General features: G+C 54.4%; 15 protein-coding genes. All 15 read right to left on the bottom strand.

The window, feature by feature from the left end:
* Positions 1-222: 222 nt before the first annotated feature.
* Positions 223-3,174, bottom strand: coding sequence for a putative LPS assembly protein LptD (locus HMPREF2890_RS02020; protein WP_070464544.1), 2,952 nt, complete (start codon positions 3,172-3,174; stop codon positions 223-225).
* A gap of 59 nt (positions 3,175-3,233) precedes the next feature.
* Positions 3,234-4,127: a DMT family transporter gene (locus tag HMPREF2890_RS02015; RefSeq protein ID WP_070464539.1), complete on the bottom strand. Its 894-nt coding sequence runs from the start codon at positions 4,125-4,127 to the stop codon at positions 3,234-3,236.
* Between the two features lie 257 nt (positions 4,128-4,384).
* Positions 4,385-4,711, bottom strand: a complete 327-nt coding sequence (locus HMPREF2890_RS02010) for a hypothetical protein (protein WP_070464536.1) — start codon at positions 4,709-4,711, stop codon at positions 4,385-4,387.
* Positions 4,712-4,718: 7 nt separating this feature from the next.
* The gene (locus HMPREF2890_RS02005) at positions 4,719-5,837 is read right to left on the bottom strand and encodes a DNA replication/repair protein RecF (RefSeq protein WP_070464533.1); all 1,119 of its coding nucleotides are present in this window, start codon (positions 5,835-5,837) and stop codon (positions 4,719-4,721) included.
* Between the two features lie 14 nt (positions 5,838-5,851).
* Positions 5,852-6,835 (bottom strand): glycosyltransferase family 2 protein, encoded by a 984-nt coding sequence (locus HMPREF2890_RS02000; protein ID WP_083289738.1) that lies wholly within the window; start codon positions 6,833-6,835, stop codon positions 5,852-5,854.
* Between the two features lie 2 nt (positions 6,836-6,837).
* Positions 6,838-7,215: a dihydroneopterin aldolase gene (gene folB / locus HMPREF2890_RS01995; protein ID WP_070464526.1), complete on the bottom strand. Its 378-nt coding sequence runs from the start codon at positions 7,213-7,215 to the stop codon at positions 6,838-6,840.
* Positions 7,190-8,260, bottom strand: coding sequence for a bifunctional 3-deoxy-7-phosphoheptulonate synthase/chorismate mutase type II (locus HMPREF2890_RS01990; RefSeq protein WP_083289737.1), 1,071 nt, complete (start codon positions 8,258-8,260; stop codon positions 7,190-7,192). Before HMPREF2890_RS01990 ends, folB begins: the two co-directional genes overlap by 26 nt.
* Positions 8,260-9,273 (bottom strand): DHH family phosphoesterase, encoded by a 1,014-nt coding sequence (locus HMPREF2890_RS01985; protein ID WP_070464521.1) that lies wholly within the window; start codon positions 9,271-9,273, stop codon positions 8,260-8,262. The genes HMPREF2890_RS01990 and HMPREF2890_RS01985 overlap by 1 nt, the downstream gene beginning before the upstream one ends.
* Positions 9,274-9,279: 6 nt before the next feature.
* Positions 9,280-10,551: a DEAD/DEAH box helicase gene (locus HMPREF2890_RS01980; RefSeq protein ID WP_070464518.1), complete on the bottom strand. Its 1,272-nt coding sequence runs from the start codon at positions 10,549-10,551 to the stop codon at positions 9,280-9,282.
* Positions 10,552-10,570: 19 nt separating this feature from the next.
* Positions 10,571-11,368: a type 2 periplasmic-binding domain-containing protein gene (locus tag HMPREF2890_RS01975; RefSeq protein ID WP_070464514.1), complete on the bottom strand. Its 798-nt coding sequence runs from the start codon at positions 11,366-11,368 to the stop codon at positions 10,571-10,573.
* 9 nt (positions 11,369-11,377) lie between these two features.
* On the bottom strand, positions 11,378-13,618 hold the full coding sequence (locus HMPREF2890_RS01970) for a putative porin (protein ID WP_070464511.1): 2,241 nt from the start codon (positions 13,616-13,618) through the stop codon (positions 11,378-11,380).
* Positions 13,615-14,994, bottom strand: coding sequence for a dihydroorotase (locus HMPREF2890_RS01965; RefSeq protein ID WP_070464508.1), 1,380 nt, complete (start codon positions 14,992-14,994; stop codon positions 13,615-13,617). Before HMPREF2890_RS01965 ends, HMPREF2890_RS01970 begins: the two co-directional genes overlap by 4 nt.
* Positions 14,954-15,736, bottom strand: coding sequence for a polyprenol monophosphomannose synthase (locus HMPREF2890_RS01960; protein WP_070464506.1), 783 nt, complete (start codon positions 15,734-15,736; stop codon positions 14,954-14,956). Before HMPREF2890_RS01960 ends, HMPREF2890_RS01965 begins: the two co-directional genes overlap by 41 nt.
* Positions 15,733-16,113, bottom strand: a complete 381-nt coding sequence (locus tag HMPREF2890_RS01955; RefSeq protein ID WP_070464504.1) for a hypothetical protein — start codon at positions 16,111-16,113, stop codon at positions 15,733-15,735. Before HMPREF2890_RS01955 ends, HMPREF2890_RS01960 begins: the two co-directional genes overlap by 4 nt.
* A complete protein-coding gene (locus HMPREF2890_RS01950) occupies positions 16,113-16,433 on the bottom strand; it encodes an FtsB family cell division protein (protein ID WP_070464502.1) in 321 nt (106 codons plus the stop codon). The genes HMPREF2890_RS01955 and HMPREF2890_RS01950 overlap by 1 nt, the downstream gene beginning before the upstream one ends.
* Between the last annotated feature and the right edge of the window lie 306 nt (positions 16,434-16,739).

Raw genomic sequence — 16,739 nt, 5'->3', positions numbered from 1 at the left:
GCTGTTTCACCCACCATTTTGACCTATACGCCCACATTTACCGGCTTAGAGCGTGGAAAAAGGTACAGCTTAGTATAGCTATATGTCCCATGCTGATACGAAAGGTACCAAGGTCGTTCATAAAGTCTTGACTAACCTCCTGCACGATTAAGAGCGGCTCCGGCAGATGATGTCGGGACCGCTCTTGGGCAAGTCAGCGCTGTTATCCTGTACCCCTGTGGATCAGTAGTACCAGGGGTTGGTACGCTGTGGATGGCTGCTCTCCTGATACTTCAGGTCTTGGAGGAGAGAGGCATCGACCGCAATGGAGAAGTTGTATGACTTGTAGGGGCCCACTGGGATGAAGCTGGCGCGCATCGACCAGCAGTGGAGGTCACGCTGCAGGTTGCACGACATGTTGGTGATCTTATTGAGCTGAAAATTATAGTTGGCGGAGAAGTTGAAGTGCCAATTCTTCGTCACGCTCAGGTTGCCATTGAAGCTAAGATCCTGAGAGAACTTGTAGGTGAACTCCCGGATCCGCGGGTCAAAAGGACCCTGACCCATCGTGAGGCTATAGTTAAAGCCCAGATTCCAGTCGATCACATTCTTGCTGTACCCGTATGGATCGTACTCAAGATCGCTCTGTCCGGAGGAGAAAAGAGAGCCACCGCCATCCGGGGAGTTGCCGGATCCTCCGCGTGGTCGCTGCTCGGTGCCGGGAGGATTAGTCGTGTCATCGCCCTCATCCTTCTCATCCTTGCGTCTCAGCCCCACCTTGGCAAGCAGCTCGCTGAGGGTCTTCGGGTTAAGGTTGTAGGAGAAGCTTGTCGAGGTGCCTCTAAACCAGCCAATCCCTTTCCCGGCAGCGATGCGTAGCTTGTCAACACGATAGGGTACTACCTTTCCGTCATACTCGTAGTAGTCCCAGATGTAGGGGTCAAAGGAGCCACCCAGCCTCAGCGTAAAGTCCTTTGTAAAGCGGAGGGCAATATTCGCTTGGAAGTCACTCCACCGGAAGGAGTCGGCGGCAAAGTTGTAGGAGGTGGAGAAGGATAGGTTGTCGATCAGGCTGATCTTTCGAGCTTTCACACTATCGTTCTTCGCCGCCAGCTTTGCCTCCACGTTATTGCTCACAGAGAGACTGACGCTACCGCTTTTGCCTCTACCGGGGACACCGAATAGCTGTCCATCGTAGGGACTGTACCACCTATCCAGCTGGCGTCCGTCCCTACTGATGTACTGCAGATGCTCCCAGTAGCCAAACTTGGGGTCGGCGAAGTCAGGCTGATAATTGAGCGAGATCGAGGGCTCCATACGGTGGCGAATCATCTCCACATTCTTCCCAGCCCAAGGGACCCAGGACATGGGCTTAAAGAATCCGTAGACGGTCGTTGAGAGGGCAAGCGAGGCACGGAAGTCGTACACTCGATTGAAGCCATAGGTGGTGTCCACGGGGATGATATCGTTCTTCTCGGGATCATAGGCGCGAGTCACCCGGGAGCTGTACCATCGCTCGTTGTAGCTTACAGAGGGGGTTACTTTAAAGTAATTAAAGAGGTCAAAGGAGGCACTCACAGGTATGGAGTGGCTGACACCATTGCGCCAGTCCCTGATGAGATTGGTCCTGAAGAGTTGATTCTCCTTCGTGGTGATTGAGTTTCGCAGCTGACCGGAGTAGGAGAGGGAGATCTTCTCGTACCAGCGCTCCTTACCGACAGCTTTTTTCCGCTTAAAGGGGAAGATCCTGCTTGCCGACCATGAGAGGTTGGGGAGCGTCACAGCTACCGTACTATCTTGGGAGCGCTGTGTGATGTCCACCGATCCGGTGATGGACCAGGGGCTATTGGGGAAGCGTCTCGAGAAACTGATCGAGGAGCTCTTGGTATTCTGACCCATCATCGCCTGATTATAGAGCGCATTGAGGTCGTTGTGGTTGTACGAGGAGGTGGAGAAATTGACGTTGGCAGAGAAGGTCCTGTAGGGATCTGCCTTCGGGTCTTGCTGGTGGGACCAAGCGATGCGGAAGTCGGTGCTCTCGGAGTAGTCGCCGGCGATGCGGTCTCCGCGATTCGTCTTGAGGTAGGAGGCGTTGACGGATCCGCTGTGCCGATAGCGCCGACGATAGGTGGAGCGTCCTGTGAGCCCCCAGGAGCCTTTGGTATAGAGATCTCCGGTCACCTCGAGGTCTACATGATCATTGAGTGCCAGGTAGTAGCCCCCATTGCGGAGGTAAAATCCTCTGTCTCCCTCCTCTCCGTAGGTCGGCATCAGGAGTCCGGATGATCGCTTCGTAGTAAAGGGGAAGAAGGCGAATGGCAAGCCTATCGGAAGCGGTACGTCAGCCACAACGAGATAGACCGGTCCGGAGACCAGATCCTTAGCAGGGCGGACCTTAGCCTCCGTCATGGCGATGTAGTAGTGGGGGTGCTCGTGGTTCTCGCAGGTGGAGTACTTGCCGTCCTTCATATAGAGGTCAGAGTTCTCCATCCGCTTAGTCTGCTGTGCTACGACATAGCCCTCGCCTTGCTTCGTGATCACGTCAGTGATGTAGCCACGTTGAGTCTTGACATTGTAGCGCATCGACTTCGCCTCGTACTCGTCCTGACCTGTGGTGATCTTAGCGTAGTGGCGCTCTTTCTTGAGTGAGTCGGGGTAGTCGATGTAGGTGGAGAATATTGTCCCTGAGTCGGTCTTCATCTCCATAAAGTCTCCCGTGATCTTATTGTCTCCGTAGTTGATCGTCCCCTCACCGTACATACGCACGATATTGCGCTTGGGGTAGATCGCAATAGAGTCATTGGAGGTGAAGTCCATCGGAGCCTTGAGCTCACTCAGCAGACTGTCTGGCACGACACTGTCCTTCCGGAGACTATCCGTAGGGATGCTGTCCACGGACTCCGCTCTACGCCCCTCCTCCGAGAGGGAGTCAGATGTTGCTATACTTTGGTCGAGGCTGTCTCTCAGTGCTTTTACCGTCTCCACGGAGCCTGTCGGTAGGGAGTCTGTGGCTACTGTGGGGGTCTCCTCCCTTGCCGGGAGGGAGTCCCTTGCTGCTGCCACCTTTGCCACATCCTCAGGGGTGATGCTCCGCCGATGGACACCGCAACCGGTGACGAGAAACCCCACGAGGATCGACAGTGTGATCCACGTGCGGTAAGGATAGGAGAGATAGTGGTGACCGTTAGCCTTCATGCAGTCCTAATAGTGAGCCCGTCATCCCTTCGGTGACAGCTTCGGGCAAAGGTACTATTTTACTTGCTCTTATCTGTGGTCAGGAGCACCACTGCCACGAGGATCATCAGTATCCCGAGGATACGGATCGGGGTCAGCACTTCGCCAAAGGCAATCACCCCGACCATAACGGCCGTCATGGGCTCCAGCGCACCCATCACTGCGGTCGGTGTGGAGCCGATGAGGTCGATTGCCTTGACCAGTGTGATATTGGAGATTGTGGTGGATAGGACACCCAGCAGCACTAAGTTGGTCCAATCCATCGCCGAGGCAGGTAGCACCATCTTGTCGTCCGCAATGCAGTAGAGGGATAGGAAGACAGTGGTGATCAGCAGGATGTAGAAGGTCAGCGCCTCGTGGCTCAGCGTCCGGGCCACGCTCTTATTGACCGTGATGATGTAGACAGCGTATAGGAATCCACTTGTGATCACCAGGGCAGGTCCCTCGGGGTTGATGGGCTCTGAGGAGGTGACCCCACTGACGAGAGAGACCCCGGCCACAGCTGCCATGATCGCCATCATGCCTCTCTTGCTGAGCCGGACACGGAAGATCAGCAGCATAAGGAGGGCGACGAAAATGGGGTAGGTGAAGTGGAGTACCGTGGCCATACCGGAGGAGATAAACTCGTATCCGGTGAGGAGCAGGTGTGCCGTGGCAAAGTAAAGGAAGCTGAGGAGGAGTAGCCAGACGAACTGCTGTCTCGTGATGTGGAGGGATGACCCACGGACAAGTACATAGATGCTCATCGCCAGGGTGGCAAAGAGGAATCGGTACATGAGGACCGTGGAGGTGGGCAGCCCGTCTGCGAGGAGCGGCACGCTGAAGAGAGGGATGAGTCCGAATGTAAAAGCTGATAGAAGGGCAGCTGTGTAGCCCTCTGCTGTCTGATGTCTTTTCTTTGCGATCTCTGTCATTCGATATGCTGATTTGGTCGCAAAGGTAGCTCATTTCCGCTACAAAGAGCGCCCATGGGTCAGTCGTTATTGGGCAATCGCATCAGAGTCAGCACGCAACCTTTTACCGGTATTAGAGAAATCTTTTATCGGTATTAGTCGTCACTAATATCGGTAAAAGAATTACGCCAGAGGGATGGGGTGCTACGCTATCCTTCCTTGCTCTGCTTAGTGATCAGCTATAGTCTGAGTAATAGAGACTTGTATAGATGGTCTCTCTACTCTTGGCTGCTGTCCCGGAGGACTATCGAGAGGGTGTCAAGCTTGTACCGATCCATCAGCGGTCGGAAGTGCTGCTCAATGATGGGGCGCTCTCGACGAAGGAGATTCAGCGCTACACTGGATGAGCAGTGGACGACTACGGTGGACTTGCTCTCGTCAAAGGTAAAGACAGGTCGGATCCGGTGCAGCCTGATCCCCGGCAGAGACTGCCACTGCTCGAGGAATGCCCGATGTCGCTCAAGGTCGGTGAAGAGGGAGGGCTTATTTCCCTCTCTCATCTCTTTCAGTATCTTGCCCAGTGTCTCCGACCTATAGATGCGCATAACCTTCTCAGATTACTGTAGAGACCCCGTCCTCCACCCGGACGATGGTGTACTCCGTGTCCGGTAGCTGGGCGATGATCTGATCCAGGTATTTCCTATTGGTATCAGTCATAAAGATCTGCCCGAAGTCATCCCCGGCCACGAGGTGGACGATCCTGTCTACCCTCTCCTCGTCAAGCTTGTCAAAGACATCGTCCAGTAGCAGGATCGGACTATTATTGGGGTAGAGTGTGGAGAGGATCTTGAACTGTGCAAACTTGAGCGCAATCATATAGCTCTTGCACTGACCCTGGGAGCCGATCTTTCGGATCAGAGTCTCCTCCAGAAGCATCTCTAGGTCGTCCTTGTGGGGCCCGACAGTGGTATAGCCCATATAGAGGTCTGCCTGTCGGGTCGCCTGCCAAGCCTCCATAAAGTCCTCAGCTGAGGGCAGGTGATCTGTCGTGAGTGAGGGCTGATACCTGATGTCTACCATATCCCTTGACTCCGTGATGTAGCTGTAGTAGGAGAGGAAGATAGGCTTCATCCGCTCAGTCCAGTCGGCTCTGTGCCTGACGATTGTCTCCGCCTCACCGGCCATCTGGTGGTCCAGGATATTGAGGGTTGGGAGGTCAAGGAAGCCTTTATTCTTTAGGAGAGCATTACGTTGCCCGAGGAGCTTGTCGTAGTGCATCACAGATGTGAGGTACGGATTGGACTCTTGGGAGATGAGCTGGTTCATGAATTTTCGCCGCTCCACGCTGCCGCCTCGTATCAGGTCTATGTCGGAGGGAGCGATCATCACGACCGGAAGCTGCCCTATGTGATCGGTGATGCGGTCGTATCGCTTGCGATTCCGCTTGATCACCTTGGGTTTCTCAGTGGTGACACCGATATTGATCGACACCTCGTCCTCACCCACTCGGTAGCCTCCTTGGAGAATAGCATAGGTCTCACCCTTCCGGATCACCATCTGGTCAGGCACATGGAGGTGCGACTTGGTGAAGGAGAGATAGTAGATGCTGTCCATGAGGTTTGTCTTCCCCATGCCGTTATTGCCGATGATGCAATTGAGCTTATCGGAGAAGGTCAGGTCGCAGCTCTCTATATTCTTGAAGTTGGTGAGCGAAAGGTGTTTCAGGATCATCTCGTGATGTGCTATTACTGACGGACCAGCATATTACGGAGGCGGAGGAGCAGCTCGAGACCCTTCAGCCCGGTTAACCGCCAAGCTCTGTTAGCGAGTCGCACCTTGGGACTTTGGTCGCACCTCAGGAGGTACTGGTGCTTCCGCATCCAGGGCTCCATGCTCTGTCTTTCCTCCTTGGTAAGTACATTCATGTGGCTGAGCAGGATGCAGTACTCTGTAGCATAGAAGGAGAGAAGTGCCTCTCTCATCCCCTGCGAGGGCTGGCTATCGGTGAGCCGAAGACCATCCTCAATGATGAAGACGAGGTCGTGAAAGCGTCTTTGGGAGTACTCCCTCGTGATCGAGCCGTCCACCTCCTGTCGGTAGCCATAGAGGTAGTCGTGAAGGAAGAGACAGCCTTTTGCGTGACAGAGAAGGCGCATAAACCACGGGATATCCTCTGAGGTGATCCCCGGAATAAAGGACAGCTTACTCTCGATGAGGAAGTCTCGACGGATGATCTTGATGCAGGCACTCATGGGGGTGTCTCCTGAGCGAAGGATGCTCCTCAGCGCCTCCTCACCGCTGACAACCTCCGGGACGTAGTTGCCGAAGTCCCTCCAGCGTCTCTGCTTTTCCTTAGAGAAGTAGTAGACCCAATTAAATCCGATAAAGTCGCACTTCGGATGGCTATCCATAGCGTCAAGAAGCGTGGTGAGCGTATCCTGCCGTAGCCAAAAGTCGTCGCTGTCTAAGAAGAGGACAAACTCGCCCTGAGCTCTTGCCAGACCATTATTTCGCGCAGCGCTCAGCCCTTGATTGGGCTGGTGCAGCACCTCTATCCGAGGGTCGGTCGCTGCGTATTGGTCGCAGATCGTCCCGCTGCCATCGGTGGAGCCATCGTCAACGAGGATGACCTGCCAGTCAGTGAAGTCCTGACGAAGGACACTCCTGAGGCACTCCTCGAGAAATCGAGAAGTATTGTACACCGGTATGACAATCGAGACGCGAGGCATCGTCAAAAGGATGCTTCGGCTGAGAAGGTAGCGCCATCCCCGCGGAAACCCTTGATCGGGGGCTGGACCTTGGTGATCGAGACGGAGGCCCGATTGATTGAGTGTGGTGCAGCCTCCAGCTCCTGCAGGATCCTGTAGGCCACATGCTCTAAGAGGTCAGAGGGGCGCTCCTCAGTCATCACACGCCTAACGAGATCATAGAGATCTGCGTAGCTTATCGTCTCTCCCACGTTGTCACTCATCATGGCGGAGTGCTCTGTAGGCCAGACAGAGAGGGAGACGCTGTAGGTATTACCTGCCACTTTTTCCCTCTCCTCCACACCATGACCGGCACGGAAGAGGAGGTTAGTGAGATCAATCCTTGTCTGAGTGATTTTCATTCTTTAGTCGCTTGATCTGATCGGTGAGAGAGTAGTCGTGGATGATGCGGAAGAGGTCCTCCACCATGTCTGGTGATATCCCATACAGCTCTGCCTGACGCCTGTAGTGATAGATCATACTCTCAAGCCGTGCTGACTGTAGGGGCGTGAGGTGATGAGTTGCCTTCCACGCACCTATCTCTGTGGTCAATTCGGATCTCATAGAGAGGAGATGGATGAGGTCACTGTCAACCTTATCTACCTGCTCCCTGTAAGCAGTGAGGGCGCAGTCACCATGGGTGGACTCACCGTGAAGGAGAGTGCTTATCTCCTCAGGGATAATCTGTTGAGCTGCATCTGTCAGGGCCGTCTCCGGGTGGTAGTGACTCTCGATGAAGAGTCCATCGTAGTCTCTGCGCAGCGCCTCCTCAACGATCTCTCTCAGTAGACGACGGTCTCCAGAGATGTGACTCGGGTCACAGAGGATCGGGAGCTCAGGATTGTGAGACTTAAAGTCATCTCCCGCCTCCCACAAGGGGTCGTTACGGAGGAGCCCACCCGCCACAGTGGTGAATCCTCTCAGGATCAGTCCTATCCTTATCAAGTGATGGCGTTGTAGTCGCTCGACCGCCCCTTGCCACAGCTGGAAGTCTGGCGCTATGGGATTCTTGACCAGTACGGTCAGATCACTACCATCAAGGACCTTTGCTATCTCCTCCACCACAAAGGGGGATCCTGTAGTACGGGCACCGAGCCAGACGAAGTCACACTTATACCTAAGTGCTATCCGTGCATGCTCCGGTAGGCAAACCTCAGTTCCCACTTTGAGCCCCAGCTGGTCAGCGGCCTCACGCATCCAGCGTAGTCCGATCTCCCCGACACCCTCGAAGGCACCCGGTCGTGTCCGAGGCTTCCAGGCACCGGCACGGACCACCCCGATCCCACACTCCTTGAGTCGGCGCATGGTCTCATAGATCTGTCCCTGAGACTCAATGCTACAGGGACCGGCAATGATCGGGAGATCGCCCTTAGGCAGTATCCCCCCGGGGAAGAGTGAAGGGATCATCAGGGATGGAGTATTCGTACTGCTGTCTCGACCAGCTTATAGGTATTGGATAAGGTGTCGCAGACTTCAGCCCCAGCCGCATTGGTATGCCCACCACCGTTGAAGAACTTGGAGGCAAAGTCGTTTACGGCAAAGCTCCCCTTGCTTCGCATTGAGATCTTGGTGTACTTCGGCATCTCATGGATCAGGATCGAGAACTCGATCTCCTTAGCTGCGAGGGGATCATTCACCAACCCTTCCACGTCACCGGTCTGGTAATTGTACTTTCCCTTATCTGCCATACTTAGGGTGATGATGGCAGTCTTGTACTGAGGGAAAAAGGTGAGCTTATCAGCCATCAAGTGCGCTGTGAGGCGCAGCTTATCGATGGTAAAGCTCCTGTTGATTGCATCGTAGACGGCATCCTTACGCACCCCCAGCTCAAGCAACTCTGAGATGACCTGATAGATCTCGGGGTCCTCGGAGTTGTAGGCAAAGTTCCCCGTGTCAGTCATCATACCGGTATAAATAGCCGTGGCTGCTTCCGTGGACAGCCGGTCTCTCCATCCCATCGCACGGATCAGCTCATAGACAATCAGGCAGGTGGAGGATCTGTCGGGATAGGAGAAAGAGAGGTCTGCAAAGTCGGAGGGGTAGGGATGGTGATCGATCAGAAGCTTGAGCGCTTCTGACTCCTCCAGAGGGGCGGCCAGTTGCTCAACACGCTTTGTCTCATTGAAGTCAAGGCAGAAGAGCCCCTCCGCCTCACGTATCGCCCGGAGGGCCTCCTCGGGCTTATTCTTAGCAATCAGTGCCTCCGATGCCCCAGGCAGGAAGACAAAGCTATCCGAGTAAGCTGTCGGGTAGACAACCGTGGCGGAGTGGCCTAAGGTCCCAAGTAATGAAGTAAAGCCGAGTGTGGAGCCTACAGCATCACCATCCGGAGAGACGTGCCCCAGGAGTGTGATACGGCGTGGTACGGAGAGGAAGTCCTGTAGCTTGGTGAGGTCTTCTTTAGCAAAGTCTATCTTCATTTGGTCTTATTTCTTAGGTCGGTTACCGGGTCTTCTGCCACCTCGACCACGCGAGGATCCTCCTCGTCTGCCGGAGTGACTCTTTCCTCTATCCTCTGAGGAGCGTGGCTTACCGGGCTTAAAGTCTGCCGGGAAGGCCGGGCGCTGCAGCTTGTAGCCGAGGAACTTCTCAATCCTGGCAAATGAGTCCTTATCCCTCGTGGAGACAAAGGTGACTGCTGAGCCTCCCAAGTTGTCTCCGCGCGATGTGCGACCAATGCGGTGGACATAGTCCTCTGGGTCGGATGGCACGTCAAAGTTGATGATCAGCTCAATATTATCAATGTCAATGCCGCGCGAGAGGATGTCGGTAGCCACGATGACGCTGGCATGTCCATTTCGGAATCGGTGCATCACCTCATTGCGCTCCTCTTGGCTTAGGTCGGAGTGCATCTGCTCTACCGAGTGTCCCTGCATACGTAGCATACGAGCGGCCTCCTTGACCCTCTTCTTAGCTGCGAGGAAGACGATGCACCTCTCCGGTCGCCGCTCATTGAGTATCGATACCAGTAGTGACAGCTTGTCGTCATCGGACACTATGAAAGCGGACTGGCTGATGCTCTCCGGGGGACGTGAGATGGCGATATTGACCTCCTTTGGCCGACGCATAATCTTGCGGGCAAAGGTTCGGATCTGCTCCGGCATAGTGGCAGAGAACATCACGGTCTGCACGCCTTTCTTGGGCAAGAGGGACTGGATCTTGAGTATATCCTCAGAGAAGCCCATATCCAGCATCCGGTCAGCCTCATCCAGGATGAAGAAACTCACCTGAGAGAGGTCGACTGAGTTCATATCAATATGGGACAGCAGACGCCCCGGGGTGGCTACGATGATATCGGCCCCCTTGGCCAGCGCTCTGCGCTGCTGCTCATACTCTATGCCATCGGTCCCTCCGTAGATCGGCTGAGCATTGACCTTCACGTAGTAGGCAAAGCCATCAATCTGACGGTCGATCTGCTGCGCCAGCTCTCTCGTCGGCGCCATAATGACGCAATTGACGTGATCCTTTGGGTAATCCCCGTAGGCTAATTCGCTCAGCACCGGGAGGAGATAGGCAGCAGTCTTGCCGGTACCGGTCTGGGCACATGCGATAATATCCTCACCATCCATAATTAGGGGAATCGTTGCTGCCTGTACCGGAGAGGGCTTACCATAGTTCATCGTCTCCACCGCATCCTCGACATCAGGGTGGAGCCCAAAGTCATAAAAGGAGTCTATCTGTGACTCTTGGTTGGTCATATTTCTATCTTACGTACTATTATTCTGTCGTATCTGTCTTGCGGATCCTCTGATTGAGGGTATCTCTCAGGCTCTCTGCATCAGACCTGATGAGCCATACCTGGGGTGCCTCCAGCGATATGTCCGTAACCACGCGGATCTGCGGAAAGCGCTCTGCCATCTCTTGGGCGAGGTTATGCTTCACTACTGCGAAGTAGATCTTCCCTTTCACCATCTCCAGCATCATCTCGAGAGGCGGCAGATCGATCTCGCTTGGTCGGATGGCCGTATAGGAGATGTCGTGGAGGTTTTGTAGGATCAGCCGCGCCTCCTTATCCTCGGTAGAGTAGTAGACCTCCACCGGACTGGGACCACTCAGCACATCGCCCCAGGAGAGACTATCCTGCAGACTCATCAGTGCATAGTGCGAGCTGCTGATAGGGTCTGTCGTGAGGAGGTCGGAGCTCTCCGATAGATCTGTAGAGGCTTGCTGAGTGGCGAGGATATCGACCCTCTTCTCCCTCAGCAAGTCTGTTCCGAGGCTCTTCTCTGATACCGGCACCCATATATAGCTGATGCCGGTCAGCAACCTGTCTGCCACCTCAGGCAGCCTCCCCGAGATCTCACCCTCGTCATCGATCTCAAAGAGTCCCGGCTCCATTACCACCGCTATCCGTAGTGGATGAAGACTATCTCCCGTGGGGACCTGTGCCATCCTCTCGATCGGACCAAGAGTCTCCCGAGGGGAAGTACCAGGGCGAAGTACGATAAAAAGGAGTACCCCGAGGATCACCGCGAGAGCCGCGATCAAGGAGGCATAGGATCTACTGAACTTCATACTCTGGTGTCAATTCTTCAGGTCCACAACCACACCAAACTGCACCTGAGGAGGGTAGGTGGGATAGTAGGGCATAGTGAAGTGATTGGGCTTAAATACCTGTGCACCGACATTGTAGTATCTCACGAAGACGCGTGCTCGCTTGAGATGAAAATTGGCATACGCTGTCATCATAGGAGCATCCCCGCCGATAAGGATCTTATCCTGCGGCGTAAACATCTGCGTCGTCGGCTCATAGTAGGGTGCTGTGTAGCTGCTGTGCCACTTGGCATCCACACCCACCTGTAGGGTCATCACCTTGGCGATGAGTCCGCTGAAGTAGAGATTGGCATACGCAGCAAACTCCGGCATCGGGATCACGTAGCTGTCGCTGCTGCTCTGCCAGACGAATGAGGTCTCGAGATTGACAAACCTCCACCGCAGTGCTTGGTCAAAGCCTGCACTGATCACTCTGACGTTGCCCTCATGCTGGATCGGCTGATAGGAAACAGAGTCGACCTGGTAGGGCTGCTGGATCGTCTCTGCACGTACAAAGAGATGGGACTCTGTCGCAGGGATAGTAAGGTCAGCCCCGAGTCTCAGGCGCTGAGTATTCCTTAGCTCTCTATCCCAAGCGTGGAATGTACTCTTGAAGTGCTCCAAGAAGTAGGGCGGTACCGTATTGAGGAAAAGTCCATTTCCACTCAGGATCACGTCCCTCTTGAAGAGCTTCATCCTCAGATCCACGTTACCCCTCACATCGATCTCACCAGCGCGATAGCCCTCGATGCCTACTTGTCCCTGCACATACCACTTCAGGTGCTTAAAGGAGTCGCTCTTGATCCTCCCACCGACGAGGGTAGAGTGCAGCTTAGCCCCCTGCTCCTCGTAAGGGAGGTCCAGTCGCTCAGCATCCTCCGGTAGGATGAGTGGTTGCTTATTGATCTGGTAGTCAAAGGAGGCAAAGGCGCTGATGCCCATCTTCGCCCACTTGTGGAAGCCCTCCATTAGCTCTACGCCCACGGTATTTGATATGGTAGCGCTGCTGAAGCGGTCGTAAGGATAGTACTTCATCCCCTCCTGCTTGGGGATGAATTTCTCCTTGAATCGACTAAGCAGAGCAGGGTCTTGTGAGACAAACTCGTGACTGCCTCGCTCTATCGTCAAGTCATGGAAGATTGAGGTGACAGGGACAAAGATCTTCTTCACCACTTCGTCCTTCTCCTCGTTGTTGTCTTCGTCTCCCTTATCCTTCGGTGGTGTGCTTCTCCTAAGTATCTTCTGCTCTTTAGGCGCCTCTGTTGGTACTGCAAGGGAGTCGGGTTTGGAAGTCACTTCCGGTGCTGTCGGTAGCGAGTCCTGCTTGGCTACCTCGTCCTTTAGTGTAGTCTTTGGGGCTTCGACTAGCTTCCCATCCTTGTCGTACTCGCGGTAGCGTCCGAGGCGGTACCTGTGGTGAAGCCGTCCGCGACCATAGGAGGCGGAGTTCCACGTAGACTTATATCGGGTCGGGATGTCGCGAGGCAGCAGTGTGCGTCGTCCACCGGCTATCTCCTCCACATTGGAGATATACCTCATGTCGGTGATACCGCCATTCTCCTGATTGATGACGTTGGTATTCCCCACCTCGGCAAAGATCTCATATCGCCCCTTGGTGTAGGAGCCAAAGATTCGGTAGGTGAGCGCTTGGGAGGCGGTATTATTGTACACGCCATTGGCTTTGTCTATCTCCGCTTCCCCACCGAGATTGACATTGGGACCCAAGTTGGTGGTAAAGAGGGCATGTAGGAGTTGCTCCAGCTCGTTTGATCCGCCCAGCTTCTGCACGCTAAGATAAGTGTAGGGCACCTTGGTGTCGAAGTATCTCGCCATGGTTCCTCGCCGGAGGAGGTGAAAGTAGGGCGCCAGGTAGTAAAAGTCTCCCCACTGGTCAATCGGCTGGTCGAAGTAGACCTTGGACTGATAGGGCCCTGCATAGGTGCCTAAGTAGCTCTCCACGATGCTCCTTCCCTCAATGTGCTCTCGTCTGAAAGAATTGAGCTTGAGGGTATCAATAGGAGCCGGCCTTAGGTCTCCCGTGCGACCGGTCAGGTAGTAGCTCTCAAGCGTCCCATGCCGATCGGCATCAGTGTCGTCATTGAGCAGCGAGTCGGGGGCGATGATACGATCCCGGAGTTGCTTGTCGATGTCTATCTGTCCCAGTGCTCTTCCCTCCCCAAGGAGCAAAAGGCAGCAGGTAGCAAGGATGGGAAAAAGGCTGCTCCTGCTCATCTCGGAAGTCGATTGCCAAAGGTGAGTGCTCTCTTTGAGCGGAGGGCAAGCGCCTCATCCAGCACTCCTCCTCGCACCACCGGAGCTCCATTAAGTATCGTCCCGACAACGCTGCTGTGGAAGGTCTCTCCCTCAAAGGGACTCCAGCCACACTTGCTTCGGATCACCTCCTTTGTCACCGTAGTACTCTTGTGGGGGTCTACCAGCACTAAGTCTGCGTAGTAGCCCTTACGTATAAACCCTCGCTCCTCAATGCCATAGAGTAGGGCAGGATTATGCGCCATATACTCCACTACCCGCTCGATCGGGAATATCCCCTCACGGACTAGCTCCAGCATAAGGGGGAGGGAAAACTGCACCAGCGGTCCGCCGCTCTTTGCTCCCAGAGCACCGCCCACCTTCTCTTCCGGCAGGTGGGGTGAGTGGTCTGTCGAAACTACATCGATGAGACCGCTATTGATGGCGGCTCTCAGAGCATCTCGGTCGCGCTCAGTCTTGATGGCGGGATTCCACTTTACCCTTGCCCCAAGTCGCTCGTAGTCCTTATCGGTAAACCAGAGGTAGTGCACGCAGACCTCCCCGGTGATCCTCTTGCTCCTGAATCCCTCTGCTGTGCGAGGCTTCAGCAATGACAGCTCGTCCTCTGTGGAGAGGTGGAGAATGTGAAGTCTTGCCCCTGTCTCCTCAGCCATGGCGACAGCTCGCCTGCTACACTCATAGCAAGCCTCTCGACTCCTAATGAGGGGATGAAACTTTACCTCCGGGTCGTCTCCGTATAGTGCAGTATACTTCGCCTTATTGGCTCGGATGATTCCCTCATCCTCGCTATGGATGCAGATCAGTGTGGGACACTCCGCAAAGATCCTCCAGAGAGTCTCCGGAGAGTCGACCAGCATATTGCCGGTACTGGAGCCCATAAAGACCTTTACCCCGGGAGTGTGCTTCAGATCAAGCCTTGCGAGTAGGTCGACATTCTCATTCGTAGCGCCGAACATAAAGGAGTAATTCCCCATCGACTCCTCCTCGGCGCGTCTCATTTTGTCCTCCCATGTCTCTATCGTGGTGGTCTGAGGGAGGGTATTGGGCATCTCAGCATAGGAGGTGACCCCTCCCAGCAGGGCGGCACCACTCTCTGATGTGATGGAGCCTTTGGCGGTCAGCCCCGGCTCCCGGAAGTGGACATGCATGTCGATCACCCCCGGGAGGCAGAGGAGTCCATCTGCCTCAAGGACCTCATCGGCTGAGGGTAGGGGCTCCCCGTCTCGGATGATCTCCGTGATACGCTCCCCGGTGATCAGGACCGATCCACGGAAAGACTCGTCCTCGTTGACGATCTCAGCGTTGTGGATCAGTAGTCTCTTCTCTTCTCGTCTCATATCCTGTTGTCTTGGGTATCTTATGGGTGAGAGACCAGTAGCGCATCTTCAGTACACCGAAGAAAGCTTCGCCAAAGATACTTGAGCTCATCTTGCTGACGCCTAGTCTCCTATTCACAAAGATGATCGGCACCTCCTGTATCTTGAAGCCACAGAGCGTCGCTGTATACTTCATCTCGATCTGGAAGGCGTACCCCTTGAAGTGGATCTTATCCAGGTCGATCGTCCGAAGCACCTCGGCTCGGTAGCAGACAAAGCCTGCCGTGGCATCGTAGACCCTCATGCCAGTGATCGTACGGACATAGAGGGAGGCGAAATAGCTCATCAGCACACGACCGAGAGGCCAATTGACCACATTGATTCCGGTCAGATATCTTGACCCCACCGCCACGTCAGCTCCACCACTGTGACACGCCTCGTAGAGCTTGGGTAGGGACTTGGGATCGTGGCTAAAGTCGGCATCCATCTCCAGGATGTAGTCGTACTCGTGCTCAAGAGCCCACTTGAAGCCGGCAATATAGGCAGTCCCGAGCCCTTGCTTACCACTGCGACTGAGCAGGAAGACCCGTCCCGGCTGCTCCTCAGCGATCTTGGTCACCTCGGCCCCGGTGCCGTCGGGCGAACCGTCGTCCACGACGAGGATGTCAAAGGAGGGATCACTCAGCTCCAGCACTGCGGCCGTGATGGCACGGATATTCTCTATCTCATTATAGGTAGGTATGATGACAAGCTGTCGCGTCATAGTTCAGTTTTCTTATCTGTGTGACTGAGGGCAAAAAAAGTGTAGGCGACGAAGACCGTACCGATCACGAAGAAGAGGATCCACATACTCTTACCCTCTACAGCGGAGCCTCCGGCGATCATATACATAGCAGCACCGAGGAAGTTCATCCGCATCAGCCGCTTGGCACGTACCCCGAGAGAACTCACTTGACGCGCATCAACAATATGACTGATGATGATCAAGAGCCCGCCCGCAAAGAGCGTCCATCCGCCCACCTGGGGAAGCCAAATATGGAGAATGGCTCCGAGGGCGCAGGCTATCAAGCCGGCCGGATAGAGTGTATTGCTGATGCTCTTGTGCGGTCCCTTCTGACCGCCTCTCTGTAGGTCTGTCATTACTTCTTGTCCGGGTCTGTGAGCAAGTAGAGATCTTCGTCCTCCTCCTTCATCAGATAGCGCTCTCTTGCATACTTCTCAAGCATATCACGCTTGTACTTGATCTCATCAAGGTGCTTCTGAGACTTCTTGATCTCATCCTTGTAATACTGATACTCCTCCTGCTTCTCCTTGAGCTGTCGGGAGGTCTTGATCTGAGACCAAATACTATGCTGACCAGGGACCACAAGCATTACGGCAAGCAGTCCGGTCATCAGGAAGAATGGATTGACGTTGTAGAAGAAGTCTTTCACCCTCTGCCAATATCCCTTAGCTGACATATATGGAAGTCTATATAAAGAGCCTATGAAGAGTTGGACAAACGTAGCACTACTATCTGACTACAAAGGTAGCAAATAATCCGCCGCTGGTGGATCGCTAAGCAATTTTGCAGAGAGCAGTCGTGTGCTCACAGGGAGTTGGTCCCTATGAGTAGGCACACGTCATTGATCCACGCTTCCTGACGGCCCGATGATTGCCTACGAGGAGGCAATCTATGCGGAGCGAAAAAGCCCGATTCAATCGTCCATCCTGACCGCCCTTATGGAGGCGTTTATCTAATACCGATATTAGAGAAGACTAATATC

Source organism: Porphyromonas sp. HMSC065F10 (genome assembly GCF_001808555.1).
Classification (GTDB): domain Bacteria; phylum Bacteroidota; class Bacteroidia; order Bacteroidales; family Porphyromonadaceae; genus Porphyromonas_A.
Note: the sequence above shows the minus strand (reverse complement) of the source record. Positions and strands in the feature narration are given on the sequence as shown.

Excerpts from the sequence above, each read along its gene's own strand:
- HMPREF2890_RS01950 (WP_070464502.1), bottom strand. The coding sequence starts at position 16,433 with ATGTCAGCTAAGGGATATTGGCAGAGGGTGAAAGACTTCTTCTACAAC.
- HMPREF2890_RS01965 (WP_070464508.1), bottom strand. The coding sequence starts at position 14,994 with ATGAGACGAGAAGAGAAGAGACTACTGATCCACAACGCTGAGATCGTC.
- HMPREF2890_RS02000 (WP_083289738.1), bottom strand. The coding sequence starts at position 6,835 with ATGCCTCGCGTCTCGATTGTCATACCGGTGTACAATACTTCTCGATTT.
- HMPREF2890_RS01960 (WP_070464506.1), bottom strand. The coding sequence starts at position 15,736 with ATGACGCGACAGCTTGTCATCATACCTACCTATAATGAGATAGAGAAT.
- HMPREF2890_RS01985 (WP_070464521.1), bottom strand. The coding sequence starts at position 9,273 with ATGAAGATAGACTTTGCTAAAGAAGACCTCACCAAGCTACAGGACTTC.
- HMPREF2890_RS02010 (WP_070464536.1), bottom strand. The coding sequence starts at position 4,711 with ATGCGCATCTATAGGTCGGAGACACTGGGCAAGATACTGAAAGAGATG.
- HMPREF2890_RS02015 (WP_070464539.1), bottom strand. The coding sequence starts at position 4,127 with ATGACAGAGATCGCAAAGAAAAGACATCAGACAGCAGAGGGCTACACA.
- HMPREF2890_RS02020 (WP_070464544.1), bottom strand. The coding sequence starts at position 3,174 with ATGAAGGCTAACGGTCACCACTATCTCTCCTATCCTTACCGCACGTGG.
- folB (WP_070464526.1), bottom strand. The coding sequence starts at position 7,215 with ATGAAAATCACTCAGACAAGGATTGATCTCACTAACCTCCTCTTCCGT.
- HMPREF2890_RS02005 (WP_070464533.1), bottom strand. The coding sequence starts at position 5,837 with ATGATCCTGAAACACCTTTCGCTCACCAACTTCAAGAATATAGAGAGC.
- HMPREF2890_RS01980 (WP_070464518.1), bottom strand. The coding sequence starts at position 10,551 with ATGACCAACCAAGAGTCACAGATAGACTCCTTTTATGACTTTGGGCTC.
- HMPREF2890_RS01970 (WP_070464511.1), bottom strand. The coding sequence starts at position 13,618 with ATGAGCAGGAGCAGCCTTTTTCCCATCCTTGCTACCTGCTGCCTTTTG.
- HMPREF2890_RS01990 (WP_083289737.1), bottom strand. The coding sequence starts at position 8,260 with ATGATCCCTTCACTCTTCCCCGGGGGGATACTGCCTAAGGGCGATCTC.
- HMPREF2890_RS01975 (WP_070464514.1), bottom strand. The coding sequence starts at position 11,368 with ATGAAGTTCAGTAGATCCTATGCCTCCTTGATCGCGGCTCTCGCGGTG.
- HMPREF2890_RS01955 (WP_070464504.1), bottom strand. The coding sequence starts at position 16,113 with ATGACAGACCTACAGAGAGGCGGTCAGAAGGGACCGCACAAGAGCATC.